The organism is Streptomyces sp. NPDC030995 (assembly GCF_055571215.1).
Genome location: NZ_JBVIFS010000010.1, coordinates 114,625 through 139,019, shown reverse-complemented (window position 1 = coordinate 139,019; position 24,395 = coordinate 114,625). Strand labels below are relative to the sequence as shown.

Sequence of the window (24,395 nt, the reverse complement as noted above, 5' to 3'; positions counted from 1 at the left end):
AGCCGGTGGCCGGAGGCCACCGGACACTCAGGGGTGGGCGGATTCGCCCTCGGGCAGCCAGGCTCGCGGGCCGCCGTACCGCAGGCGCAGCAGCAGTGACAGGCTCCCGGCCAGACCGGTGGCGTACTCGGCCAGCACGGCCTTGCGGTTCTCGTCGGGCACCAGCAACCGGCCGTCGCGCAGCACCGCCTGGGCCGCCATGTGCTCGACCAGCAGCTCGGCTCCCGCGCGGTGGCGCGCATCGCCCGTCAGCTCGGCCGCGTCGAGCAGGAACTCGGCGTTGCCCGCGAGCCCGTGGCAGGTGGCGGCCGTATCGGTCACCCTGCCCGCCCGGACCGCGGCTGCCGCGCCCTCCACCAGGTCGGTCAGGCCCTCGTCGGGCGTGGCGGTGGCCGACCGTAGGCGGACCAGGAAGGTGCCCACGCCGGAGGAGCCGCTGCACCAGTGCCGGGCCAGGTCCGGGGAGTCCGACAGGTGCCGGGCCCGGTCCACCGGCCACAGCGTGCCCGCCGGTCCGCGGCGGGCGGCCTCGGCCAGGGTGGCGCCCGCCGCCACGGCCGCGGCGCGCAGCCGCTTGTCGCCCGTGGCCTCCCAGGCGAGCAGCAGGAAGGTGCCGACGCCGGCCACGCCGTGCGCGAATCCGTAGTGCCAGGCGCCCGCCAGACCGGAGTCGAAGTCCTCGGGCACCGGCCAGAAGACGCCCTCGGGCGTGCCCCGAGCCGCCGCCAGCAGCCCTTCGGCAGCTTGCGCTGCACGCTTGAGGAAGCGCGGGTCCCCCGTGGTGCGCCAGAAGTGCAGCTGGGTCAGGCCGGCGCCGGCCGCGCCGTGGCAGACATCCGGGTTGGGCCACTCCACGGGCAGCGCCAGGGCGAGCGCGACGGCACGTTCGGCGAGCACCTCGTCCTGCAGCGCCCGGGCGGCGTCGAGCAGGGCCCAGGCCGTGCCCGAACGGCCGAAGTGGAGTCCGGGCAGGTTGCCGGGCAGCGCCTCCTGGCGGTCCGCCGTCCAGAGCGCGGCCGTACGCAGCCCCGTACGCAGTGCCTCCCGGGTCACCGGCGGCCCGTACGGGGCCCCGTGGGAGGTCGTCCCGTACGGGAACCCGGCCGCGAGGTCGTCCGCGTGGCGCAGGGCCCGGGCGAGCACGCTCACCCCGCCCGCCGAGCCGTGCTGGAGGGCCACCGGGTCGCAGGTCTCGCCGAAGGAGTCCGCGGCCCAGAGGCGCTCGGGGTCGGCAGGGCGCATGGTGGCCAGCAGGTGGGCGATGCCATCGTGCAGCAGCCGTGCGCGCACCTCCGCCGGGCCGGGAGACGGCGTGGGGCGCGTGGCCCCCGTAGACCCCGTAGACCCCGTGGCCCCCGTAGACCCCGTGGCCCCCGTGGACTCCGACGTGCCGGCGGGTGCGGCGGGGACCGCCGGTGCCGCGCCGCCGGTGAGGGTCCCCCGAGCCCGCTCCAGGGTCCAGCGGTCCGCGGGCGCGTCCCGCATCAGCCCCCGGACCAGCGGCCCGAACCGCCGTACGAGCGGCTGGTCGCGGGCCAGCAGCTCCAGGAGCCGGGACAGGCGCTCCTCGTCCGGGCGGGCCCCCGCCGCGGGCCGGTCCGGCGCGAAGAGCGGATCGGCGCCGGTCAGGGTGTGCAGGATGGTGGCGCCCAGGGCGTAGAGGTCCACGCCGGGCCCGAACGCGGGGGCCACCGGGTCGGCGGCACGCAGTTCGGGGGCGGTGTAGCCGGGGGTGGCGCCGAGCACCCAGCGTTCGCCCTCCTCGGCGGCCATCTCCAGGTCGATCAGCCGCAGCCGCCCGTCGGGGGTGACCATGACGTTGTTGGGATTGAAGTCGTGCAGGGTGACGCCGAGTTCGTGGGCGACCGCGACCAGTTCGAGCAGCTGCCGGACCAGGGACTCGGCGGTCCGCTCGTCGGGGCAGGCGGCGCCCTCCCGGATCAGCGACTCGGCGACGGTCCGGCGCAGGGTCGCCCCGGGGACCGACTCGGCGACCAGGAACGCACTGCCCTGCTGATCGAACACGTCGACGAGCCGGGGAACCCGGTCGGGGAACTGCTTGCCGAAGCGTTCCAGGAGGGCCGCCTCCCGGCGCAGCAGGTCCCGTACGTCCAGCCCTTCGAGGCCGGCGCCCACATGGGGACGGGCCTGTTTGACGACCACCTGGGCGCCGGTGGCGGTGTCCTCCGCGCGGAACACGCCACCCTTGTTGGAGTGCTGGATCGCGCCGCGTACGAGGTAGCGCCCGTGCAGCAGCACGGGCTTCGCGGTGGCCGTGCTGCGGGCCGGAGCGAGCGGGCGGCCCGGGAACGGGTCGCCCGCCCAGGACGGCGGGCTGTACCAGGCGTTGCGCTCGTCGGGGACCGGCCGTCCCTCGGGGTCGGTCAGACGGGCGGCGAAGGCGCCGTCGGCGGTGAGCTCGGGGGTCGCCGCGAACACCCCGTAGCGGTAGTAGACCTGACTGTCCGGCAGATAGCGCCGGTCGGAGAGCACCGCGGGTCCGGGCAGACCCACGGTGGCCCGGTGCAACTCCTCGGCGAGCAGCCGGAACTGTGCGTCGTCGACCGGGTAGACCGTGATGAACTTGCCGGCCCCGCCCCGGGTGAAGCGCCCCGAGACCAGGGCGGCGACCCGCGCCGGGCTCGCCGCGAACTTGAACGGCGCCCGGTGGGCGGTCAGCACCTCGGCGGCCCGGGCCAGCACCAGCGGGGCCGAGAGCGGGGTGGCCGAGACGTGGAGCTTCCACCCCTGGGTGCGACGGACGGCGTCCCCCGGCCGCACGTGGCACCAGAACTCGCCCTGCTCCACGGCCCAGTCCCCCGCTGCTCCGGCCCCGCCGGCCCCGCCCCGCGCGAGGACGGCGCGTACCAGGTCGGGCAGCAGCGCCAGGTCCGCGGGACCCTCGGCGCGTGTCCGCCGCGGCCCGGTGAAGGACCGGGACGGAGTCTCGGGCAGTGATGACACGCTCTACGACCTCGCACTTCGCACGGCGGAACCAATGAGGCGGACGGAAGGGGCCAACAGGCTTTTGAGGAAGGGGCCCTTAAAGAAGGGGCCGGATGTAGTCGTCACCCCAGCTGGTGTCGAGAATGTCCGCGGCGAGGACCGCGCTCGCCCCGTCCTGCGCACCCCGGTGGTGCCCGGCGGCCGCCCCCGGCCCTGCCTCCGGTTCGGCGACGAAGGCCCCGCCGGCCAGCAAGGCCACGAGGAGGAGCACACAGCGGAGGGTTCTGGACATGGGACAGCTCCTGGATGGGGAGGTCGTGGATCGGGCAGCGGACGCCCGCGTGGGGCGCCTCGCGCCGTAGGTCGGCATATCGGCCTGATGGGGTGTGGCCCCGGCCGGATGCTCAAATTTCATACCGGCGTACCCCGTTGGTCCAGCCCATTGAGCTGGCAATAGCCTGCATGGCACGGAAGTAACAGGGCCGCATTGCTGGGGAAATGATGACCATCCCGACAAATTCCATCGAACTGCCGCGGCTGGACGCCCGGGCCGTCGCCGTCTTCGAGTACGCGCTGTCGCAGGGCAGCCTCAAGAGGTGGCCGCCCGACGCGCCCGGGGCCCTCGGCATGAGCCTGGAGGAGGTCGAGGGTGCCTGCCGCACGCTGCTGCTGCTCCGGCTGCTGCGCCCGGCGCCCGGCAGCCCCGACGAGCTGATACCGGTCAGCCCGGACGCGGCCGCGGCGGAGGCGGTCGGCCCGCTGGAGGCCCAGGTCGCGCAGGCCGCCGCGCACGCCCAGTCCGTACGCGAGGATCTGCGCTCCCTGATACCGCACTACCGCGCGGCCCGACGCGAGCGCGACCACCAGCAGGGCGTGGACGTGCTGCCCGACCTCGCGGCCGCCTCGGCGATGCTCACCGAGGAGTCGGCCCGCTGCCGGGAGGAGGTGTTCAGCATCCAGCCGGGCGGCGGCCGGGCCCCGCACCGCCTCGGGGACGCCATCGAACGGGACCTCGCGATGCTGCGCCGCGGGGTGGGGATGCGCACCCTCTACCAGCACTCGGCGCGCGCCAGCCTCTCCACCCAGGGGTACGTGGAGACCCTCACGCAGGCCGGCGCCGAGTACCGCACCGCCGCAGAACTTCCGGACCGGGCCGTGGTGTTCGACCGCTCGGTGGCCTTCCTGCCCCGGCGCACCGAAGGCGGTCCGGGCGAGGGGGCCGTACTGGTCCGGGACCCGGACGTGGTGGCGTACCTGTGCCGGGTCTTCGACCAGCACTGGTCCGGCGCGACCCCGTTCCACGGCAGCAGCGAGGCCGCGTACAAGGAGGTCGGCCCGAGCCTGCGCCGGGCGCTGGTCGGGCTGCTGGCCGAGGGCGCCAAGGACGAGGTGATCGCCCGGCGGATGGGCATGTCCCTGCGCACCTGCCGCCGCCACATCGCCGACCTGCTGGAGGAGCTCGGCGCCGAGAGCCGGTTCCAGGGCGGCGCCCTGGCCGAACGCGCCGGACTCACCTCTGCGGAATAGCCCGCCTCGTCAACGCCACTGCCCACCTCGTCAACGCGGCTGCCTACACCGCCATCTCATCCGCGCTCAGGCTCGCTTCCCACTCGGGTGAGGGACGGAGCAGGTGAGCCGAAGGGCTGTCCGTCGAGCGTCCAGTGGGGGTCGGGCGCGATGCCCAGCGCCGCGTAGACGTGGGCGGCGACATCGGCGTGGCGGAGGCCGGCCGACGTGGTGGAGGGGGGTGAGGCCGGGGCCGCTCGCGGCGATCCAGGCGGTGCGCTCCAGCGTGCTCCGGCCGCCGTGCCCGCCTTCGTCGCGGTGGCCGTGGTCGGTCACCGCGATGACGGTCCACTCCTCGGACCGGACGTCGGGACGCCCGCGTACGGCGGTGAGGAGCTCTCCGAGCCGTCGGTCGGCGGCCTCGATCGCCCGCCGGTACTCGGGGCCGCAGCCGAGGAAGTGGGCGGTCTCGTCGACGGCACCGAGGTAGACGAAGGAGGCGTCGAGGTCCTCGCCGGAGCCGAGGACCCGCACGGCTTCGGCGGTCACGCTCTGGTCGGACTCCTCCCAGGCCTGCGGGGTGTCCTCCCTCGGTGCGATGTACGAGAGCCTGCTCGGGGCCGCGAGGAGCGGGCCGCCCTGCCGGGCCAGGAACAGCGGCTCCCAGCCGCCGGCCGCGAAGGTCCGCAGCCCCCGCTCGGCGGCCAGGCGGGTGGTGAAATCGGGGAACACCCCGAGCCGGTTTCCGGTGAAGTTGTTGCCCCAGACTCCGTGTTTGGCCACGCCGACACCGCAGAGGACGGTCGCCCAGCACGGGCCCGACATGGTGGGTGTGTCCTCGTCGATGTGGACCGGCGCGAGGAAGCCGGCGTTCGCGATGTCGTCGAGGTTGGGGGTGTCGAGCAGCGGCAGCAGGTCGAGGCGGACGCCGTCGATGCCGACGACCAGGACGCGGGGTGTGGCCACGTTCTCGGGTCCTTCGTGAGTCGGGTGCGGAAACCGGGGGCGGAAAGCTGTGCGGGGCGCGGGGAGCAGACCCGGGTGCGGAGAGCGGAGCCGGGTGCGGAGAGCGGAGCCGGGTGCGGGAAGCAGGGAGGGGCGGGAGTTCAGTCGGTCCGGCGCAGCCGGATCAGGCGGCTGGCGTAGTCGCCGACGGGCAGCCGCAGGTCGATGCCCTGCCGGGTCAGGACGGCGCCGCTGTGCGTGGTGCCCTCGTCGACGTCCAGGTAGCGGGCCGTGGGGTCCAGGGCCGGCAGGGCGAGCCCGGAGGGCTGGTGGCCGAAGCGGGTTGCGGGGCGCCAGGCGAGGACGGCGTGTTCGGCGCCGTCCGAGGACGCGTAGTGCACGGCCGTCACTCCGCGGTGGCCGGTCAGGCGGTACTGGCGGCCGTGCTGGACCAGGGGGCGGATCTCCTTGTACCGGGCGACGAGCCCGGCGGCTGCGTCGAGCTCCTCCTCGGACCAGCCGGCCAGGTCTCCGCCGAGGCCGAGCGCTCCGGCCATGGCGACGTGGAAGCGGAACCGGAGAGGGGTGGTGCGGCCCGTCGCGACGTTGGGGCTGTCGGTCACCCAGGCGGCCATCGTCTGGGCGGGGAAGAGCTGGCTGAAGCCGTGCTGGATGCCGATCCGGTCGACGGGGTCGGTGTTGTCGGAGGTCCAGGCCTGATCGGTGCGGGCGAGGACGCCGAGGTCGACCCTTCCGCCGCCGCCCGCGCAGGCCTCGATACGGAGGCCTGGGTGGTCGGCGCGGAGGCGGTCCATGACCCGGTAGACGGCGCGGGTGTGGTCGATCCACAGCCGGTCGGGGTCCGGATGACCGGCCCATCCGGCTTCGGTGACGACCCGGTTGGCGTCCCACTTGAGCCAGTCGACGTCGTGGTCGCGCACCAGTCGGTCAAGGGTCCGGTGGGCCCAGGCCTCGACGTCCGGGCGGGCGAAGTTCAGCATGAGCTGGTTGCGCAACTCGGTGGCGTCCCTGGTCGCCGCGTGGACGACCCAGTCGGGATGGGCGCGGTAGAGGTCGCTGTCGCGGTTGACCATCTCCGGTTCCACCCACAGTCCGAAGGCCATGCCCAGGCGGTGCACCTCGTCGGCCAGCGGGCGCAGCCCGTCGGGGAACGCCTCGGGCCGGGGTGTCCAGTCGCCGAGGCCCGCCCGGTCGTTCGTACGGCCGCCGAACCAGCCGTCGTCGAGGACGAAGAGCTCGGCTCCCAGCCGGGCGGCCAGCCGGGCCAGCCGGAGCTGGCCGGGTTGGTCGACGTCGAAGCCGGTGGCCTCCCACGAGTTGTAGACGACGGGCCGGTCACGGTCGGGGGCGGGCAGGACGTTGCTGCGCAGGTGGGTGTGCCAGGCGCGGCTGGCGGCGCCGAAGCCCCCGGGGGTGTAGAGGCCGGCGAAGACGGGGGTGTGCAGGATCTCGCCGGGTCGGAGCGTCCAGCTGAGGCCTTCGTGGCCGAAGCCGCCGGTCCAGGTGGTCCGGCCGACCGGGTCGCGGTGCACGGTGATGCGCCAACTGCCGCTCCAGGCGAGGGCGGTGCTCCAGACCTGGCCGTCTTCCTCGCCGGCGGTGCCGTCGTCGAGGGCGAGCCAGGGGCCGGCCTGGTGGCTGGTGAGTCCGCGGCGGCTGGTGAGCACGGTCTCGGCGACCGGGAGCCGGTCGCGGTGCAGCTGGAACTCGCTGTTCCAGCCGCCCACGAGATGACTCAGGCGGTAGTCGGGCAGTTCCGGCACCGTCCAGCCGGCCGAGTCCAGCCGGTCGACGGTGATCGGGCCCGAACCGTCGGCGCCGGTGTGGGCGAGTTCCACCCAGCGCTCGATGACGTCACTGTCGGGGCGGACGCGGTAGCACAGTTCGGCGGCCAACGGATAGCGGCGGTCGGCCAGGTGCAGGCGCAGCTCGCCGCCGTGGACCGTGTGCCCGGTGAAGGACCACTGGGCGCCGCGGGTGCCGTCGGCGAACCGTACCTGGAGGCCTGCGGGCCCGAACCGCGCACCGCTCTGCGGGGCCCACTCGTCCGGAGCGGGGTCTGCCGCGAAGCTGCTCGCGGCGGGTGAGGTGGCCGCGGGCAGGCCCGCGAGGGCGTCGGTGTCGAGCACCGGCCCCCAGTACAGGTGCCGGGGGCTGCCGTCGGCGCCGACGCGCACGGCGTAGACGCTGTTCGGGGTCCGCAGGACGGCCAGCGCGCGGACGGGATCGAAGGAGACGGGCGAGAGCACGGGAGTCAACAGGTGGTCCCAGGGGTGGGGAGCGAGGATGAGGACCAGGCGCGGACGGACGACCGGGCATGGCGAACCAGGCCTGAAACGCATGGAGTTGGGCCAGAGAGTAAGACCGCCCCAGCGGGAAAATCAATACTGGACGAAGTTATTTATTTACCGGTAGGTTACCGCCGTGTTTCCCAACCACTCCCGGCCACTGGTCACCGCTCCGGCCGAAACCGCCATCCTCGCCCTCCTGTTGGCCGAGAGCCCGCTCAGCCGAGTGGAGCTGGCCCGCAGGACGGGCCTGTCCTCGACCGCGGTGACCAAGGCCGCGCGCCCGCTCATCGACGACGGCTACCTGCACGAACTTCCCCCGGAGCGCACCGCTCCAGGGGCCGGACGCCCCGTCAACCCGCTCGCCGTCACTCCCGACCGGGAGTTCTTCGTCGGCGTGAAGATCAGTGCCGACACCGTCTTCGGCACGATCTGCGACCTGCGGGCGCGGATGCGCACCACCGCCAGCAGACCGCTCGCCGACCGCGACCCGGCCGCCGTGTGCGCGCTGCTGACCGACCTCGTCGCCGAACTGCTCGACGCGGAACCCGAATACCGCACCCGCACCCGGCACTTGGGCATCGCGGTCTCGGGTGACGTAGACCGCCCCAGCGGGCGCGTCCGCTACTCCCAGCTCCCCGGCTGGCGCGACGTGCCGCTGGCCGAGACCGTCGCCGCGGCCACCGGCCTGACCGTCACCGTGGAGAACGACGTCAAGGCCCTCACCGCCGCCGAGCACTGGTTCGGCGAGGGCATCGGCACCGAATACTTCGCGCTGGTCACCATCGGAGCCGGCATCGGCTCCGGGATCGTCGTCAACGGCGAGCTGCTCACGGGCTCGTACGGCGTCGCCGGCGAGATGGGGCACATCAGCATCGACCCGGCCGGGCCGACCTGCCACTGCGGCCAGGTCGGCTGCGTGGAGGCGACGGCCTCCAGCAGCGCCATCCTCGCCTCGGTCCGCGGCGCCACCGGCCGCCCGGACCTCGACTTCGACGGGGCCGTCCAGCTCGCCCGCGGCGGAGAACCCGCCGCCCGCGACGCCTTCGCCCGCGCCGGCCGCGCGATCGGCACCGGCATCGCCATCCTGGTCAACCTGCTCGGGCCCGAGCGCGTCGTCGTCACCGGCGAAGGGCTCGACACGTACGACCTCTTCGGAGTGCACATCAAGGACGCCTACGCGGCGCACTGCTTCAAGGCGGCGGCGAAATGCCCGCTGACCCTGCGTCCGCTCCCCTGGGAGGAGTGGGCCCGCGGCGCCGCCGTCGTCGGCATCCAGGCCCTTTTCCCCTGACAGGCGTCACCACCGGATCCGGGCCGGGCCGGGATCCCGAGCACCAGCCAGAGCCTCCGGCGCGACCGATGTCCGTCACTGCCTGCCAGCCGTGAATGTCGGACACCGGCCACGCCGGCCAGCAACCGCACCCTCACACCCTCAGCCTGAAGGATTCGCCATGAGCGCACAGAGAGCCCAGCTTAGCCGCAGAGCATTCCTCGGCGGATCCGTCCTGTTCGTCGCCGGAGCGGCGGTCGGCTGCAGCACCGACCCGGCCGGCGGGGACTCCGCCGGGGCGAAGACCACCCTGAACGTCTGGTCCCACGCCTACGGTGAGGCGGGCACCCAGCAGGCCCTCACCCGCTACGCCACCGCGTTCACCAAGGCCAACCCGGACATCGCGGTCAAGGTCACCTGGACGCCCGGCGACTACGCCAGCAAGCTCAACGCGACCCTGCTCACCGACTCCGCCCCGGACGTCTTCGAGATCGGCGACTTCAGCGAGGCCCTGGCCCGGCGCGGCCAGATAGCCCCGCTGGACGACCTCTACGGCGACGCCAAGCCCGACTTCAACCAGGGCGACCTCGACGCGGTGACCGTCGACGGCAAGCTCTACGGCGTCAAGATGATCGACGACGTCATGATGCTCTACTACCGCAAGAGCGTGCTGTCCAAGGCCGGCATCACCCCGCCCGACACCTTCGACGCGCTGGTCGCCGCGGCCAAGGCCCTCACCACCAAGAACACCAAGGGCCTGTTCCTCGGCAACGACGGCCTGGGCGACAGCGCCATCCTGGCGGTGTGGTCCAACGGCGGCGACCTGGTCACCGACGGCAAGGCCGCCTTCGGCTCCGCGCAGGCCGCCGAGGCGGTGGCCGGTCTGAAGCGCCTGCACGACGACCGGTCCCTGCTGCTCGGCTTCACCACCGACTGGTGGGATCCCGCCGCCCTCACCCAGAACCTCGTCCCGATGCAGTGGGGCGGCCTCTGGTCGATGCCCGCCATCACGACCGCACTCGGCGACGACTTCGGCATCCTGCCCTGGCCCGCCTTCAAGGCCGGCGGCACACCGGCCGTGCGAGTCGGCGGCTGGATCAGCTGCGTCAACGCCAAGGGCAAGAACGTGGAGGCGGCCAAGAAGTTCGTCCAGTGGCTCTGGGTCCATCAGACCGGCCTGCAGAAGGACTGGTCGGAGAGCTACGGCTTCCACGTGCCGCCGCGCAAGTCCGTCGCCGCCTCCGCCGACAAGCTCGCCCAGGGCACCGCGAAGGAGACCGTCGAGCTGGCCGCCAAGTACGGCAGGCAGAACCCCGGCACCTGGAACACCGCCGTGAGCGCCCTGTTCAACGCGGCCGCGGCAAAGGTCGTCAGCGGGCAGGGCGAGGCGGCCCAGCTCATGGCCGAGGCGGCCAGGCAGGCCCAGATCGAGATCGACAAGCAGCGCGCCTGATGAAGTCCGTATCCGCGACCACGCTGCCCAACGAGCGTGCCGGGGGCCCCGCGGCCGAGCCGCGGGGCACCGCCCCCACCCGCCGGCCACGCCGGGACTGGCGGACCTGGGGCGCGTTCGCACTGCTCGCCGGACCCCTGCTGATCGGCCTGGGCGTCTTCAAGTACGTCGCCATCGGCTGGAGCTTCCTGCTCAGCCTCAGTGAGGCCCGCGGCACCATCGCCCTGGGGAACTGGGTCGGCCTCGACAACTACCAGGCGCTGCTCTCCGACGCCGTGTTCCGCAAGTCGCTCGTCCAGATCCTGCTGTTCACGGTGTTCATCGTGCCGGTGACCTTCGCCGCATCGCTCGGGCTGGCACTGCTGGTGCACCGGATCCGGCGCGGCCGGGCCCTGCTGCGCACCGCCTTCCTGATCCCGGCCGCCGTCTCCTACGTCGCAGCCTCCCTGCTGTGGAAGATGTGCCTGTTCAACGGGCTGCCGGCCGGCATCGCCAACTCGATCGGCGGCTGGTTCGGCATGTCCGCCGTCCCGTGGCTGCAGACCACCTCGCCGCCGCTGTACTGGGTCGCCCTCGTCACCCTCCGCCTCTGGCTCCAGGTCGGCTTCTACATGGTGCTCTTCCTGGCCGGTCTCCAGGGCATCCCCAAGGAGATCGACGAGGCCGCCGCCCTCGACGGTGCCACGGGCCTGCGCCTGCTGCGCAGGATCACCCTGCCGATGCTGCGCAACACCTCGGTGGCCGTCCTGATGCTGCAGTTCATCGCCGCGTTCCAGGCGTTCGACGAGTTCTACAACCTGTTCAACAGCGGGCTGTCCGGGACGGCGACGGCCCCGGTCCGGACCCCGCTGGTCTATCTCTACGACACTGCGATGAGCGCCCAGAACTACGGCCTCGGATCGGCCGGAGCCTTCGTCCTCACCGCCGTCATCGTCGGTGTGACCCTGCTCCAGGGCCGGTTCACCGGATTCGGCAAGGGTGACGAGTGAGCGCCATGACAGCCATGACAGCCATGCGAAAGCTGCCGCAGGTCCTGCGCCGGTCCGCGCGCGGCGTGTTGGCCGGCCTGCTGATGGTGGTGTTCCTGACACCCTTCTACCTGATGCTGCGCAACGCGCTGATGGACACCAGGAGCCTCACGTCGCCGCACTGGACGTGGTGGCCGTCGACGATGCACTGGGAGAACTTCAGCTCCCTCTTCAGTGATCCCGCCCTGCACATGGGTCAGGCCCTCGGCAATTCACTGCTGATCGCCGCGATCACCGCGCCGGTGTCGACGATCCTCGCCTCCGCCGCCGGATACGCCCTCGCGCGGATCCCGGTGCCCGGACGCGGCGTCCTGCTCGCCCTGGTGGTGGCCACGCTGATGATCCCCAGCTCGGTGACGTTCGTGCCCACCTTCGTCGTCGTGGGCTCGATGGGCGGGGTCAACACCCTGTGGGGAGTCATCGCACCCGGGCTGTTCAACCCCTTCGCCGTCCTGCTCTTCCGCAACTTCTACCTCCAGTTCCCCACCGAGATCGAGGAGGCCGGACGCCTGGACGGGCTCGGCTGGCTCGGCCTGTACCGCCGGATCGCACTGCCGTCGTCCGGGGCGATGCTCGCCTCGCTCGGCGCGCTCGCCTTCATCGAAAGCTGGAACTCCTTCCTGTGGCCGCTGGTCATCGGACAGGACCCGTCGGCGTGGACGGCCCAGATCGCCCTGTCGACCTTCCTCACCTCACAGACCATCAACCTGCCCGGCCTGTTCGCCGGAGCGGTCGTGACCATCACACCGCTGGTGGTCATGTTCCTGGTCGCTCAGCGCTACATCGTCGAAGGCATCGCCACCAGCGGCCTCAAGGGCTGAGCCGACCTCCCCACCGTCCCCACCGCAAGGAGCGCCACGGCAATGCCACGACTGGAGATCGCCGGAGACGGCTTCCGTCTCGATGACCGACCGTTCCGCATCATCTCCGGCGGACTGCACTACTTCCGCGTCCACCCGGAGCAGTGGGCCGATCGGCTCCGCAAGGCACGCCTGATGGGGCTCAACACGGTCGAGACCTACGTCCCGTGGAACCTCCACTCGCCCCGGCGCGGGGAGTTCCGGCTGGACGCGGGCCTCGACCTGCCCCGCTTCCTCGACCTCGCCGCCGCCGAAGGACTGCACGTCCTGCTGCGTCCCGGACCGTACATCTGCGCCGAGTGGGAGGGCGGCGGGCTGCCCTCCTGGCTGCTCGCCGACGAGGACATCGAACTGCGCAGCCGCGACCCGCGCTACCTGGAGGCGGTGGACGGCTACCTCGGCGCCCTGCTGCCGCCCGTACTGCGCCACCTCTCCACGCGCGGCGGCCCGGTCCTCGCCGTCCAGTTGGAGAACGAGTACGGCGCGTACGGCGACGACTCCGGTTATCTGCAGGACCTGGCGCAGCTGCTGCACCGGCACGGCGTCGACGTACCGCTGTTCACCTGCGACCAGCCCTCCGACCTCGAGCGCGGCGGCCTCGACGGCGTCCTGCGCACCGTCAACCTCGGCAGCCGGGTGGACGCCGGGCTCGCCGAACTGCGGACGCGGCAGCCGTCCGGGCCGCTGATGTGCAGCGAGTTCTGGATCGGCTGGTTCGACCGCTGGGGCGGCACCCATGTCACCCGCAGCGCGGCCGACGCCGCGGCGGACCTCGACCGGCTGCTCGCGGCCGGAGCCTCCGTCAACATCTACATGTTCCACGGCGGGACCAACTTCGGCTTCACCAACGGCGCCAACGACAAGGGCACCTACCGCCCGACCGTCACGTCGTACGACTACGACGCGCCCCTGGACGAGGCCGGCGACCCCACCCCCAAGTACGCCACCTTCCGCGAGGTCATCGCCCGGTACGCGCCCGTCCCCGAGGATCCGGTACCCGCCCCCGCCCCCAAGCTCGCCCCCGCCGTCGCCGAGCTCTCCGCCTGCGCCGGCTTCCTGGACCAGCGCGAGCGGCTCGGCAGCGCGGTCCACGCCGTCCGCCCGCAGGTCATGGAGCAGCTCGGCCAGTCCTTCGGATTCGTCCTCTACGAGACGGCGCTCGCGGCGGCCGGGCCGGCGGTCCTGCGCGTCGCCGGGGTGCACGACCGCGCCCAGGTCTTCGTCGACGGCCAGCCGGTCGGCGTCCTGGAACGCGAGAACCACGAGCACACCCTCACCTTCCACGCCCCCCGGTCCGGCGCGCAGCTGGCCGTGCTGGTGGAGAACCAGGGCCGGGTCAACTACGGTCACGGCGTGCACGACCGCAAGGGGCTGCTCGGCGAGGTCACCGTCAACGGGCGGGCCCCGGAAGGCTGGTACAGCCGGCCGCTACCGCTCGACGATCTCGGCGGGCTCGGGCTCTCCTTCACCGCGTTCGAGCCCGCCGCTCCCCCGGTCGGCCCGGCCTTCCACCGCGGACACCTGGACATCGAGCGACCGGCCGACGGCTTCATCTCCCTGGACGGCTGGACCAAGGGCCACGTCTGGATCAACGGCTTCGCACTCGGCCGGTACTGGTCCCGGGGCCCGCAGACCACGCTCCACGTCCCCGCGCCGACCCTGAAGGCCGGCCGCAACGAGATCACGGTCCTCGAACTGCACGGCTCCACCACCCGCACCGTGGAACTGCGGGGCGCACCCGATCTGGGCCCCACCGAAGACTGACGGACACGCCGCCCCGCGAGGCAGTCATCGCGGATCGCGGATACTCGTTCCGCCGGCCCTGCACTGGTGTGCGACGATCACTCGTCGCACACCACCCTGGGGGGCATGCCAACGGCATCGGCGTCTGCGAGACGCCCGATGTCCACCGCACTGACGTGCCTGCTCGCCGTCCTCGCCGCACTCCTCCTGCCGGTGAGCGCCGCTCAGGCCGCGCCGGTCGCTCAGGACTGCGTCGGAGTCGCCGAGGGGCGGTACGCAGGTCAGTTCACCGCGGCCGGGCAGACGCACTGCCTGGAGCTGCCGAGCCCGCAGGGCGCCCGGATCGCGGCCCTCACCTCGCTCGGCGGCGCGGGCGTGACCGTCCAGGTCGAGGTCGTCGACCGAACGGCACCGCGCCGTGCACCGCCGGTGCTCTCGGCTGGGGCGACTGCGCCCCGTGGACCTGCGCACGGCCCCCGCCGGCATCTGGAACATCAACGTCGACGCGCTCGGCACCTCGTACGCGAGCGGGACGCTGACGGTGACGCCGCCCGCGGTCTCCGGCCTGGGTACGTACAAGCCGATCACTCCCACCCGGCTGATGGACACCCGTGAAGGCCTGGGTGTCCCCAAGGCCAAGGTGGGCGGAGCAGGAACGGTCACCCTGCAGGTCACCGGCACCGCCGGAATCCCCGCGAGCGGAGTCACGGCCGTCGTCCTCAACGTCACGGCCACCGACCCCACCGCAGGCAGCTACGTCTCCGTCTACCCCAACGGCACCACCCGCACCAGCGCCTCCAACCTCAACTTCACCGCAGGGCAGACGATCCCCAACCTCGTGGTCGTCCCCGTCGTGAACGGAAAGGTCAGCTTCTACAACAACGCGGGATCGGTCGACCTCATCGCCGACATCGCCGGCTACTACACGACGAAGTAACGCCAGAGAGACTCACCCTGCGCCGGCCGGCCCGTCGGCCGGAGCAGGGTGAGGGAACCGTCGGGCCGCGCACCGTGTCTTCACGGGCGTCGGGACCTGCAGGCCGTCAGCGGGAGAGGGCTGCGAGGCTCGCGAGCAGGTGTGCGGACTCGGGGTGGTGGAAGTCGGAGTGCGAGCCCGCCGGGGACAGGCGGCTCACCCGGCTGCCCCGGAAGCGCCAGCCGGCGTCGACGTTGACGATGCGGTGGTCGAGCAGTCGGCGTGTGTACGGCTCGTCGACCGTGAGCATCCGCGTGGAGTACTGGGGCACCGGGGCCGTGCCCACTCCGGAGTGACCGATTCCGGCAGCGCCCTCGGCCCTCAGGTGCCAGAAACCGGTGGCGCGGTCCCAGCGGGAGTGGGTCAGGACGAGCGGGCCCTGCAAGGGTGCGGCGGGCCGGTTGTCGGTGGGGAACAGTGCGGGGAACATCGTGTCGAAGCTGTTGCGCGGCGCGGCCATCTGGAAGACGAGGGCGCTGTCCACCGTGAACGGCCGCCGCGGGTCGGCCGGGTTGCCCCAGCCGAGCACGCGGGGGGCCGTCGGCGCGTCGGCCGCCCATTGGACCGCTTCGCACAGGAACCGTCCGCCGAAGGAATGCCCGAGCAGGTGCAGGTACTGCCCGTTGCGGTTCCGCAGCACCGCCGGGTCGGTGGGATCCGTCCGGTGCGTGTCCAGGTAGCCCAGCAGATGGCCCAGGACGTGGCCGGCCTGCCCGGTTCCCGGTGTGCTCATGGCGTGCGCGCGTTCCCGGATGCGGCGGTATCCGGCGGGGCTCGGCAGGCTGGAGGACGGCCAGCAGACGACCACGCACCACGGCCGGTACCCGTCGGCCAGCCCGGCGTAGAGGTCCGGTCGGGCGGCGGTCAGCTCCCGGGCCTGGCGCAGCAACTTCGTCGCGCTGCGAAGAGCGGTGTCCGGAGGGGTCTGCCAGCCGTGCACGTAGACGTACAGGTCGGTCGCCCGCTCCGGGACGCGCAACTCGCGGGCGAGGTACTCGGCCAGCCGATCGGGCCGGACGGGTGCCGAGGCTCCGGCCGGGCGCAGCCGGCCCTTCTCGTCCAGGTGGACGACGGTCTGCGTCACGTGCGGGGACTGCTTCACTGTGCCTTCTCCAGTCTGCTGTCGATGCCGCAGTACACCGAGTAGGCCAGACCCAGCGGGTTGTGGAACCGGTCGGCGTACCAGCGGACCAGCCCCAGGGCGATCTCACCCGCCGTGCTGTCCCCGCTGAGATAGCGGTCCAGGAATTCCAGGGCGTACTCGGAGGCGAAGAGCTGGGGTATGTCGAACTGCGGCCCGATGACCCCGTCCGCCCCCAGGTTGACCAGCGCCGCGCCGAGGTGTTTCATCCCGGGTTCCGGAGCCGTCTGGCCCGTGTGGCAGGCATTGAGCAGGACGAAGGGGCGGAAGAGCGCGTCGCCGGACGTCGTGTGCCGACGGCGCTTGAGCAGGACCAGATCGGCGTCGATGGGCTGGCTGTCGGACAGTTTGACGGCCAGGTGGGGGTGGGGCGATCCGTTCTCCACGAACGCGCCGTGGCACCAGAAGTACATGACGTCGTCGTGCAGGACGGGGGCGGCGAGATCGCCCAGCAGTTCCTCCGAGTCGGTGCGCACCGTCAGCTGGGAGCGTTCCTCCAGCAGCTTGCGGACCTCCGGCGCCCGGCCGACGGTGTCGAGCGTGACGTCGGTGTTGAGGCTGGTGACGGGGAGCGCACGGGCCAGGACCTCGCGCTGGGTGCTGGGAAAGGCCTGCGCGCCGGTCTGCTCGATCTGGTGCCGGTAGCCGAGGAACCCTTGCAGGGACGGGGCGCCCCCGGGCGGCTCGACGGCGAGCATCGGCCAGGGCAGGTGCAGGTCCGAGTCGAACGAGACGCGCAGGCCCTCCTCACCGGCGAGCGTACCCACGAGGAAGGCGCGCAGCTCGGTCATCGGACGGTCCGTTCCCTCCAGGAGGCGCTCCAGGAGGTATTGCCCCTCGTCGGCGAGCTCCTCCGTCATGCGGTGGGAGAGCTCGGCGTACACGGACAGGTCCACCTCGTCGCTGAAGGGGTGGCCCCCCACGGGCATGCCGTCCTCGTCCTGCGGCTGGTAGTGGACGAGCCGGCTGCTCCAGACGCCGCGAAGCCGGGCCGCCGCCCGCAGGAGCTCGTTCGCGGAGACGTTGAGGTAGGCGTTCGGCGTTCCGTAGTACGGAGTGCGCTGCCCGGCACGGAAGGCCGACAGGTGCAGCCGGTCAGGGCTGTGCTGGCGGAGCATCACCACCAGGTCGAGGGGCGGCTTGGCACGGACCGGGCTGTCGGGACGGCGCTGCCGCGGGGGCAGCGCCGTGAAATCGAGCGAAGGGTTGTGGATCACGTCCACAGAGAGCTCTTTGGTCACCTGCTCACTTCCTCCTGCGGCCACGTGCGTCGGATGCGCCGTGGGAACGGGCGTCCTCCGCCACGTCGATGCCGGCTTCCACGTCCTGGAGCACGACGCCCATGTCCCGGTCGTACACGGTGAGTCGCAGGCGGTGTTCGCCCGGCTCGGACGCCGTGAAGACGAAGACGGCGGGCCGGCCTCCGGAGACGTACTCGGCGACCGCGGGCTCCACCGTCGCGGCCGAGCGTGTCGCGGCCACCAGGAGCAGCAGCGGCAACGGCTGTGCCGGCGACGGCTCCGTCCGTCCCGGCGACGCCTCGGTTCCCCGCACTTCCGGCGCGCCGGATTCGGCCTCCCGGTCTTCCGGTTCGCCGGATTCCGCCTGCCGGTCTTCCGGTTCGCCGGACCGTTCCAGGCGGACCTCGACGCCGACCGCCTCTCCGACGCTCACCTCATCGGCCAGGAGCCTCAGCCGGACCGTCCACGACGGGTGGGACGCGGCCAGTCGCCGCCGTATCTCCTGGACCCGGGGGTGGTCGCGTCCCAGCACCCCCTCCCAGGCCGCCGCGAGACGGGCACCGGCCACGGGGCCGTCGCCGCCACCGGCCGCGGCGCGGGCGAGGAACAGGCCGGTGCGGCTCTCCAGCGTGTCGGGGTGCGCCTCTCCCAGGACCTGCCCGCGCCCGGAGGCGACCGCCGCGAACAGTGCCACCGCCCGCTCCCAGTCTCCCGCCTCTCCGTAGGCCCGGGCGAGCGCGTCGATGGCGGTGGGGTGGGTGCGGTCCTGCATGCGAACCCGGCACGCCATCACGGTCGCCAGCGCGTCCCGTCCCCGCTGGTGGGCGGCGCCGACGCCCTCAGGTGTGTCGGGGTGGCCGAGGCCGAGGACTCGCGAACGGTCGGCGATGACGCTCTCGAACAGGGCGATCGCGCGGCTGGTGTCGCCCGCCAGCAGACAAACGTAAGCGAGCCGCTCGCGGCTGGCGAGGGCCTCCTCGTGATCGGCTCCGAGCGCCCGCACGTGGTCGTCGACCAGCTGCTCGCACAGGGAGACCGCGTGTTCCGAGGGGCCGTCGGGCAGCGCGGCGAAGCTGAGGGCGAGGGCGCTGCGGACGTCCAGGGTGTCGAGGTGGTCGGGGCCGTGCACCCGTCGGCAGTCGCCGGCCAGCTCCTCGTACAGCGCCACGGCGCGGGCATGTTCACCGGCGTCGCGGCAGACGACGGCCAGGTTGGCCCGGCTCGTCAACGCGTCGGGATGGTCCGCGCCCTGGATCCGCCTGCGATCCAGGGCGAGCGCCTCCGACTCCCGCAGTGCCGTCTCGTACTGCCCCACCAGCCGACGCGTGATCCCCAGCCCGCCCCGGCACGCCAGCGTGTCGACGTGGTCCACGCCCAGCACCCGTACGGTGTCCGCGAGGACCTCCTCGTACAGCTCGAGTGCCCGTGGGTACTGCCCGGCATGTCGGTGCGAGAAGGCGAGCCATTGCCGCGTGGCGAGCGTGTCGGGGTGGTCCGCGCCGAGGACCCTGCGGCGGTCCGCGACCAGCTCCTCGTACAGACTCAGGCAACGGGGGTGAGCACCGGCCTGGCGATGGGCGTTGGCCAGGTGCTGCCGTGCCCGGAACGTGCTGGGGTGGTCGGGGCCGTGCACCCGGTGGGAGTCGTCGGCCACCGCTTGGTACAGCGCGACCGCACGGGCGTGGTCACCGGCGTCACGGCACGCATTGGCGAGGTTCGACCGGCTCACCAGCGTGGCCGCGTGGTCCCTCCCCTGGATCCGCGTACGGTCCGCGACCAGCGCCTCCATCTCCCGCACCGCCGCGCCGTACCGCCCCGCCTCCTGGAGGGCGAAGCCGCGCCCGTTGCGACACAGCAAGGTGTCGACGTGGTCCGCGCCCTGCACGCTTTCGAGGGCCGCCAGCACCTCCCCGTACAGCTCCACGGCCCGCTGGTGGTCACCGGCCGCGTTGAGGGCTCCGGCCAGGTCCCTGCGGATGTTGAGCACCCGCCGGTGCCGAGGCCCGTGGATCCGGGTCAGGTCGGTGACGAGCCGCCGGAGCACGTCGACGGCCCTGCGGGGGTCATCCGCCTGCCAGTGGGTGTAGGCGATGTTCGTGCGGCTGGTCAGGGTGCTCGCGTGGTCCGCGCCCTGGATCCGGGTGCGGTCGGCGACCAGCGCCTCGTACTCCCGCAGGGCGTCGGCGTACCGTCGCGCGGCCAGCCATGCCCCGGCCAGCACTTCCCGGGTGAGGAGCGTGTCCGTGTGATCCGCGGCCCGCACGCGGAGTTGGTCGCTCAGCAGGCTCTCCAGGAGCCGGGCGACGCGCACGTGCTCTTCGGCCGCACCGCGCGCCAGGGCCAGGTCCAGCCGTACCCGGAACGTGGTGGGGTGGTCGGCGCCGTGGACCCGGCGGCAGTCGTCGACCAGCTCTTCGTACAGCGCGACGGCGCGGGCCTGGTCGCCGGCGTCACGGCAGGCGTAGGCGAGATTCGAACGGCACACCAGTGTGGCCGCGTGGTCCACCCCCTGGATCCGCGTACGGTCCGCGACCAGCGCCTCGTACTCCCGCACCGCCGCCCCGTACCGCCCCGCCCTCTGAAGGGCGAAGCCGCGCCCGTTGCGACACAGCAAGGTGTCGACGTGGTCGGCGCCCCGCACCCGCGCGGATTCCTCGACGAGCCGCTCGAACATGGTGACGGCTTTGTCGTGGTCTCCCGCCTTCCGGTAGGCCTCGGCGAGGTTGCCGAGGGTCTTGAGCGTGCGCGAGTCGTCCGCCCCCTGGACCTCCGTGCGCTCCGCGGCCAGCTCGTCGAGCAGTTCCGCGGCACGGCGGGCGTCTCCTTCGTCGCACCAGGTCAGGGCCAGGGACTCCCGGGCGTCGAACACGTCGGGGTGCCGAGGGCCCTGGACACGCATCCGGTCCGCGATGAGCCGCTCGTCCAGCGTGGCCGCCCGCCGGTGGTCACCGGCGCGGCGGCAGACGAAGGAGAGCCACGCTCGGATGTTCAGTACGTCGGGGTGGTCGGGACCCTGCACCCGGGTGTGGTCCGAGAGGAGTTCCTCGAAACCGGCGATGGCGCCGCCCGTGTCACCGGCCAGGTCGCGCGCGTAGTTGAGGCCGATCCGAGCGCTCCGGGTGTGCGCGTGGTCGGGGCCCAGGACGCGGGTGCGGTCCGCCACCAGGGCGGTGAACTCGGCCACGGCGGCGTCGAACCGTCCCGAGAGCCGCAGGATGTACGCCAGCGCGTTACGGCTTTCCAAGGTGTCGGGATGGTCCGTGCCCAGCACCCGGACGCGGTCTGCGACGACCGGCTCGCACCACACCATGGCCTGGGGGTAGTCGCCCGCCTTCCGGTACATGTAGGCCACGCTGTCGCGCGCATCGAGGGTGGCGGGGTGGTCGGGGCCCTGGGTGCGCGTGCGGCGTGACACCAGGGCCTTGAGCAGCCGCACGGCCCGCGCGTACTCCTTGGCCGCCCCGTGGGCGAAGGCGAGGTTGTCGCGCGTCTTCAGGGTGGCCGGATGGCTGGCGCCCTGGATGCGGGTGCGGTCGGCCACCACCTCGGTGTACATGCTGATCGCGCGCTTGTGGTCGCCCAGATCGCGGTACGCGGAGGCCAGTTTCTCGCGGTCGTCGAGGGTGGCGCGGTGGTCCGGGCCCTGGACGCGCGCACGGTCCGCGACGATCTCTTCCAGCTCCCGCACCGCCCGCTCCGCGTCGCCGGCGCACTGCCGTGCGTAGGCGAGGTCGGCGCGGGTCCCGATGGTGTCGGGGTGGTCGCCGCCCAGGAGCCGGGTGCGGTCCGCGGCGATGGACTCGAGACCGGCGATCGCCGCGGAGAAGTCCTTGGCCACGCGATGGGCGTGCGCGAGCCAGCCCCGGCTGGTCAGGGTGTCCACGTGATCGGCCCCGAGGACGCGGGCCCGGTCGGCGATCGCCTCCTCGTAGAGCAGGACGGCTCGCTGGTGGTCGCCGGCGTCCAGGCAGGCGTAGGCGAGGCTGCTCTTGCTGTCGAGCGTCGGCGCGGCGTCGGCGCCCAGCAGGGCGGTACGGTCGCGGACCACGGCCTCGTACTCCGCGACGGCGCGCCGGTGGTCGCCCGCCATCTGGCGCGCGTACGCGAGGCCGTCGCGGCTGTCGAGCGTGTCGGGGTGCTCCGGGCCGAGGACGCGCGTGCGGTCGGCGACGACCGCCTCGAACTCACGGACCGCCACTTGGTGGTCGCCGGCCTTCCGCAGCGCGTACGCGTAGGTGTGCCGGGTGGCGAGGGTCGCGGGATCGTCGAGGCCGAGCAGACGGGCCCGGTCGGCGATCAGGCCGCGGCACAGCTGCACCGCCTTCTGAGGGTCGCCGTCCGTGCTCTGCACGTCGGCGAGGGTGTCGCGGCTGTCGAGGGTGGCCGGGTCGTCCGGTCCCCGCAACCGGGTGAGGCCGTCGACCACGGCTTCCATCAGCGTGACGGCGAGCGTCTTCTGGTCGCGCTCGATCAGCTCCCGCGCCGCCCGCTCGTAGAGCTGGACGGTCGCCTCGCGAGGCCGCCAACCGGCCGGGCCGGCGGCGGCGGCCAGGGCCTGGATGTGCGGGAGGATTTCCTGCCAGCGTGCCTGGACCGGACGCTCGGTGCGCGGTCCCTCGGGCAACGCCCGTACGAGGGCCGCCTCCGCCCACTCGCGGCCGGTCTTCAGCAGGGAGGGGCGGCCGGTGCCGCGCGCGGGGCCGGGCGGCGGGACGGAGTTGCGCAGCGTGGTCTGGACGAGCCGGTGGACGGTGACGTCCTGGTCGGTGAGCGTGATCAGGTTGTAGTCGGCGAGCAGGCGCAGGGCCCTGCGGATCGTGGATGCCCTTGCGCTCTCCACCTCCGTGTCCAGCGGCACCGAGAGGGCGGCGAGCGGCACGGCCTCGGGGGCGTACCAGGCGAGCGTGTGGAGCAGTGTGGCCGCCTGCGGGGCGGTCCGCTCCAGGGTCCGGAAGGTCGTGCGCCAGATCCGGGCGATGGTCCGGTCGGCGTCCTGTCCGTGACCGGCGGCGTCCAGCACCGTGGTGGGTGCCTGCGAGAGGAGGGCCCGGTACGCGGCGAAGGGCATGCGGTTCTGCCGCAGATAGGCGCCTGCCTGTGCCAGCGCCAGGGGCAGGTGGCCGAGCTCCGTGGCCAGGGCGTCGGCCTCACGGATCTGCTGCGGGGTCGGCTCCCTGTCGGGCATGGCCAAGTTGCACAGCAGGCTCACCGAGGGCTCCGCGGCGAGCACGTCGATGCGCAGCGCCTGTGCGCCCGCCCGCCAGCCGTCCGCGCGGCGGCTGGTGACGAGTTGGTGCCCGTGGCCGTGGAGCCGGCCGAGGTAGGGGTTGAGGTCGGCGGGGCTCTCGGCGTTGTCGAACACGAGGAGCCAGCCGTCGTGCGACTGGAGCCAGAGGATCGCCCATTCCGTCTGCTGGTCGGGCAGCGCGCCGAGGGCCCAGCTCGGGTGGAGCAGGACCGCGAGGTCGGCGAGGGCGGCGTCCACCTGCTCGCGGCTCTCGGCGACGATCCACCAGACGAGGGTGTAATCGGTGCGGTGTTCGCGGGCGTACCGCAGGGCGAGCGACGTCTTGCCGACACCGCCCAGGCCGTGCAGCGTCTGCGGCTGGGTGATGATCCCCTCACCCAGGCGCAGGGCCCGCTGGATGCTCGCCACGTCGTCGGTCCGGCCCACGAAGGTCTCGGTCCCGCTCAGCGGCAGGTTGTCCATGCCGGGCGGGGCGTCGATCGTGGTGGCGGCGACGACGGCTTCGGGCGGCACACTGGCCCGCCGCTCCGTGTGGGGATTGCCGTTGGCTTCGGCCGGCGCCTGCGAGCGGCGCACCATGAGGACGTCCGAGTCGGGCTGTTCGGCCGCCCTCCACTGGTGTAACCGCTCAGCTGTGATCACATTGGCCCCCCGTTGCCCGCGCTCGTTCGCGAAGCCGCACCGGGCTCCGCGAACTCACTCCCCTCGGCATGGTAACGACGAGCCTGACGTGGTGTCATGCGTTCGGCGGCGTCGTGCTCCCCACGTGATCCGCCGGGCCGACGATGCGGCCGTCGCGCAGTTCCACGACCCGGTCGGCGAGCTCGATCAGGTTGGGGTCGTGGGTGGCGACGAGGATGGTGACCGACTCGCTGCGCACCACCGCGCGCAGCAGTTCCATGATCGAGCGGCCGGTCTCCGAGTCGAGCTGGCCCGTGGGTTCGTCCGCGATGATCAGGTCGGGGTCGTTGGCCAGGGCGCGGGCCACCGCGACGCGCTGCTGCTGGCCGCCGGAGAGTTCGCCGGGGCGCTGCTCGGCGTGGTCCGCGAGGCCGACCAGGGCGAGCAGGGTCCGCGCGCGTTCCTCGCGCTCCTTGGCGGGGATGCGGCGCAGGCGCATCGGTACGCCGACGTTCTCGGCGGCGGTGAGGACGGGGATCAGGCCGAAGGACTGGAAGACGAATCCGATGCGGTCGCGGCGCAGGGCGAGCAGGCCCGGCTCGTCGAGGGCCGCCAGGTCGGTGCCGTCGAGGGTGATCCGGCCGCCGGTCGGGGTGTCGAGGCCGCCGACGAGGTTCAGCAGGGTGGTCTTGCCGGAGCCCGACCGGCCCCTGAGGGCGGTGAGTTCGCCGCGGCGGACCTCGAAGGACACGCCGCGCAGGGCGTGGACGGCCTGCGGTCCGCTGCCGAAGCTGTGGTGCACGTCGTCCACCACCACGATCGGCGCGCCGTCGCCCTCCCGTGCCGTCGCGACCGTCGCGATCGCCGCGACCGCCGCGACCGCCGACTCCGGTTCCTGATGGTCCCTCATGATCTGTACTCCCCCGTCGTGTTGTCCGCGCGGAGCGCCCTGGCCCGCGTCCCACGCGTCCCGCCTCTGCAACTTTCTGATCGCATTTGCGCATCTGTCACACCAATCACGCAAGACCCTTCCCTCTATCGTCCGAATCTGACAGCATCGTCCGCTATCCGGTACCGAGGGTCCGGACGGGGGAGGAACTCAACA

At 72.7% G+C, this 24,395-nt stretch carries 15 protein-coding genes; 7 read left to right on the top strand and 8 right to left on the bottom strand.

All coding sequences use genetic code 11. The features are described from left to right. Positions 1 to 27 precede the first annotated feature (27 nt). A complete protein-coding gene (gene lanL / locus ACZ45T_RS17705) occupies positions 28 to 2,964 on the bottom strand; it encodes a class IV lanthionine synthetase LanL (protein WP_468442185.1) in 2,937 nt (978 codons plus the stop codon). 79 nt (positions 2,965 to 3,043) lie between these two features. Beyond that, the gene (locus ACZ45T_RS17700; RefSeq protein ID WP_468442184.1) at positions 3,044 to 3,238 is read right to left on the bottom strand and encodes a hypothetical protein; all 195 of its coding nucleotides are present in this window, start codon (positions 3,236 to 3,238) and stop codon (positions 3,044 to 3,046) included. A 209-nt stretch (positions 3,239 to 3,447) separates the two neighbouring features. Here ACZ45T_RS17700 and ACZ45T_RS17695 point away from each other — a divergent pair, with 209 nt between their 5' ends. Further along, positions 3,448 to 4,473 carry a hypothetical protein gene (locus ACZ45T_RS17695; RefSeq protein WP_468442182.1) on the top strand — a complete coding sequence of 342 codons (1,026 nt, stop codon included), beginning with the start codon at positions 3,448 to 3,450 and terminating at the stop codon, positions 4,471 to 4,473. Between the two features lie 66 nt (positions 4,474 to 4,539). Here the strand turns inward: ACZ45T_RS17695 and ACZ45T_RS17690 are convergent, their stop codons facing one another. Together ACZ45T_RS17690 and ACZ45T_RS17685 are read right to left on the bottom strand one after the other, a co-directional pair. After that, positions 4,540 to 5,418 (bottom strand): alkaline phosphatase family protein, encoded by an 879-nt coding sequence (locus ACZ45T_RS17690; protein WP_468442180.1) that lies wholly within the window; start codon positions 5,416 to 5,418, stop codon positions 4,540 to 4,542. Between the two features lie 140 nt (positions 5,419 to 5,558). After that, a complete protein-coding gene (locus ACZ45T_RS17685; RefSeq protein ID WP_468442366.1) occupies positions 5,559 to 7,667 on the bottom strand; it encodes an alpha-galactosidase in 2,109 nt (702 codons plus the stop codon). Between the two features lie 175 nt (positions 7,668 to 7,842). On the opposite strand from ACZ45T_RS17685, the gene ACZ45T_RS17680 reads away from it, so the two are divergent. From ACZ45T_RS17680 to ACZ45T_RS17655, 6 genes are all read left to right on the top strand, one after another. Further along, positions 7,843 to 9,000 (top strand): ROK family protein, encoded by a 1,158-nt coding sequence (locus ACZ45T_RS17680; RefSeq protein WP_468442178.1) that lies wholly within the window; start codon positions 7,843 to 7,845, stop codon positions 8,998 to 9,000. A 160-nt stretch (positions 9,001 to 9,160) separates the two neighbouring features. Continuing rightward, positions 9,161 to 10,432 carry an ABC transporter substrate-binding protein gene (locus ACZ45T_RS17675; protein ID WP_468442176.1) on the top strand — a complete coding sequence of 424 codons (1,272 nt, stop codon included), beginning with the start codon at positions 9,161 to 9,163 and terminating at the stop codon, positions 10,430 to 10,432. Continuing rightward, on the top strand, positions 10,432 to 11,421 hold the full coding sequence (locus ACZ45T_RS17670) for a carbohydrate ABC transporter permease (RefSeq protein ID WP_468442174.1): 990 nt from the start codon (positions 10,432 to 10,434) through the stop codon (positions 11,419 to 11,421). The genes ACZ45T_RS17675 and ACZ45T_RS17670 overlap by 1 nt, the downstream gene beginning before the upstream one ends. A 14-nt stretch (positions 11,422 to 11,435) precedes the next feature. Further along, positions 11,436 to 12,281, top strand: a complete 846-nt coding sequence (locus ACZ45T_RS17665; RefSeq protein ID WP_468442172.1) for a carbohydrate ABC transporter permease — start codon at positions 11,436 to 11,438, stop codon at positions 12,279 to 12,281. A 42-nt stretch (positions 12,282 to 12,323) separates the two neighbouring features. After that, positions 12,324 to 14,084, top strand: coding sequence for a glycoside hydrolase family 35 protein (locus ACZ45T_RS17660; protein WP_468442170.1), 1,761 nt, complete (start codon positions 12,324 to 12,326; stop codon positions 14,082 to 14,084). A gap of 436 nt (positions 14,085 to 14,520) precedes the next feature. After that, positions 14,521 to 15,000, top strand: a complete 480-nt coding sequence (locus ACZ45T_RS17655) for a hypothetical protein (RefSeq protein WP_468442168.1) — start codon at positions 14,521 to 14,523, stop codon at positions 14,998 to 15,000. Positions 15,001 to 15,106: 106 nt separating this feature from the next. Here the strand turns inward: ACZ45T_RS17655 and ACZ45T_RS17650 are convergent, their stop codons facing one another. The 4 genes from ACZ45T_RS17650 to ACZ45T_RS17635 all read right to left on the bottom strand — a co-directional run bounded on the left by ACZ45T_RS17650 (position 15,107) and on the right by ACZ45T_RS17635 (position 24,200). Continuing rightward, the gene (locus ACZ45T_RS17650) at positions 15,107 to 16,141 is read right to left on the bottom strand and encodes a hypothetical protein (protein WP_468442166.1); all 1,035 of its coding nucleotides are present in this window, start codon (positions 16,139 to 16,141) and stop codon (positions 15,107 to 15,109) included. Continuing rightward, on the bottom strand, positions 16,138 to 17,421 hold the full coding sequence (locus ACZ45T_RS17645; protein ID WP_468442164.1) for a CHAT domain-containing protein: 1,284 nt from the start codon (positions 17,419 to 17,421) through the stop codon (positions 16,138 to 16,140). The genes ACZ45T_RS17650 and ACZ45T_RS17645 overlap by 4 nt, the downstream gene beginning before the upstream one ends. 4 nt (positions 17,422 to 17,425) lie before the next feature. Then, complete coding sequence (gene fxsT / locus ACZ45T_RS17640) at positions 17,426 to 23,311, bottom strand: FxSxx-COOH system tetratricopeptide repeat protein (protein WP_468442162.1); 5,886 nt, start codon at positions 23,309 to 23,311, stop codon at positions 17,426 to 17,428. A gap of 94 nt (positions 23,312 to 23,405) precedes the next feature. Beyond that, entirely contained in the window at positions 23,406 to 24,200 is a 795-nt protein-coding gene (locus ACZ45T_RS17635) for an ABC transporter ATP-binding protein (RefSeq protein ID WP_468442160.1), read from the bottom strand. Between the last annotated feature and the right edge of the window lie 195 nt (positions 24,201 to 24,395).

Excerpts from the sequence above, each read along its gene's own strand:
- ACZ45T_RS17700 (WP_468442184.1), bottom strand. The coding sequence starts at position 3,238 with ATGTCCAGAACCCTCCGCTGTGTGCTCCTCCTCGTGGCCTTGCTGGCC.
- ACZ45T_RS17695 (WP_468442182.1), top strand. The coding sequence starts at position 3,448 with ATGACCATCCCGACAAATTCCATCGAACTGCCGCGGCTGGACGCCCGG.
- ACZ45T_RS17675 (WP_468442176.1), top strand. The coding sequence starts at position 9,161 with ATGAGCGCACAGAGAGCCCAGCTTAGCCGCAGAGCATTCCTCGGCGGA.
- ACZ45T_RS17670 (WP_468442174.1), top strand. The coding sequence starts at position 10,432 with ATGAAGTCCGTATCCGCGACCACGCTGCCCAACGAGCGTGCCGGGGGC.
- ACZ45T_RS17665 (WP_468442172.1), top strand. The coding sequence starts at position 11,436 with ATGACAGCCATGCGAAAGCTGCCGCAGGTCCTGCGCCGGTCCGCGCGC.
- ACZ45T_RS17660 (WP_468442170.1), top strand. The coding sequence starts at position 12,324 with ATGCCACGACTGGAGATCGCCGGAGACGGCTTCCGTCTCGATGACCGA.
- ACZ45T_RS17635 (WP_468442160.1), bottom strand. The coding sequence starts at position 24,200 with ATGAGGGACCATCAGGAACCGGAGTCGGCGGTCGCGGCGGTCGCGGCG.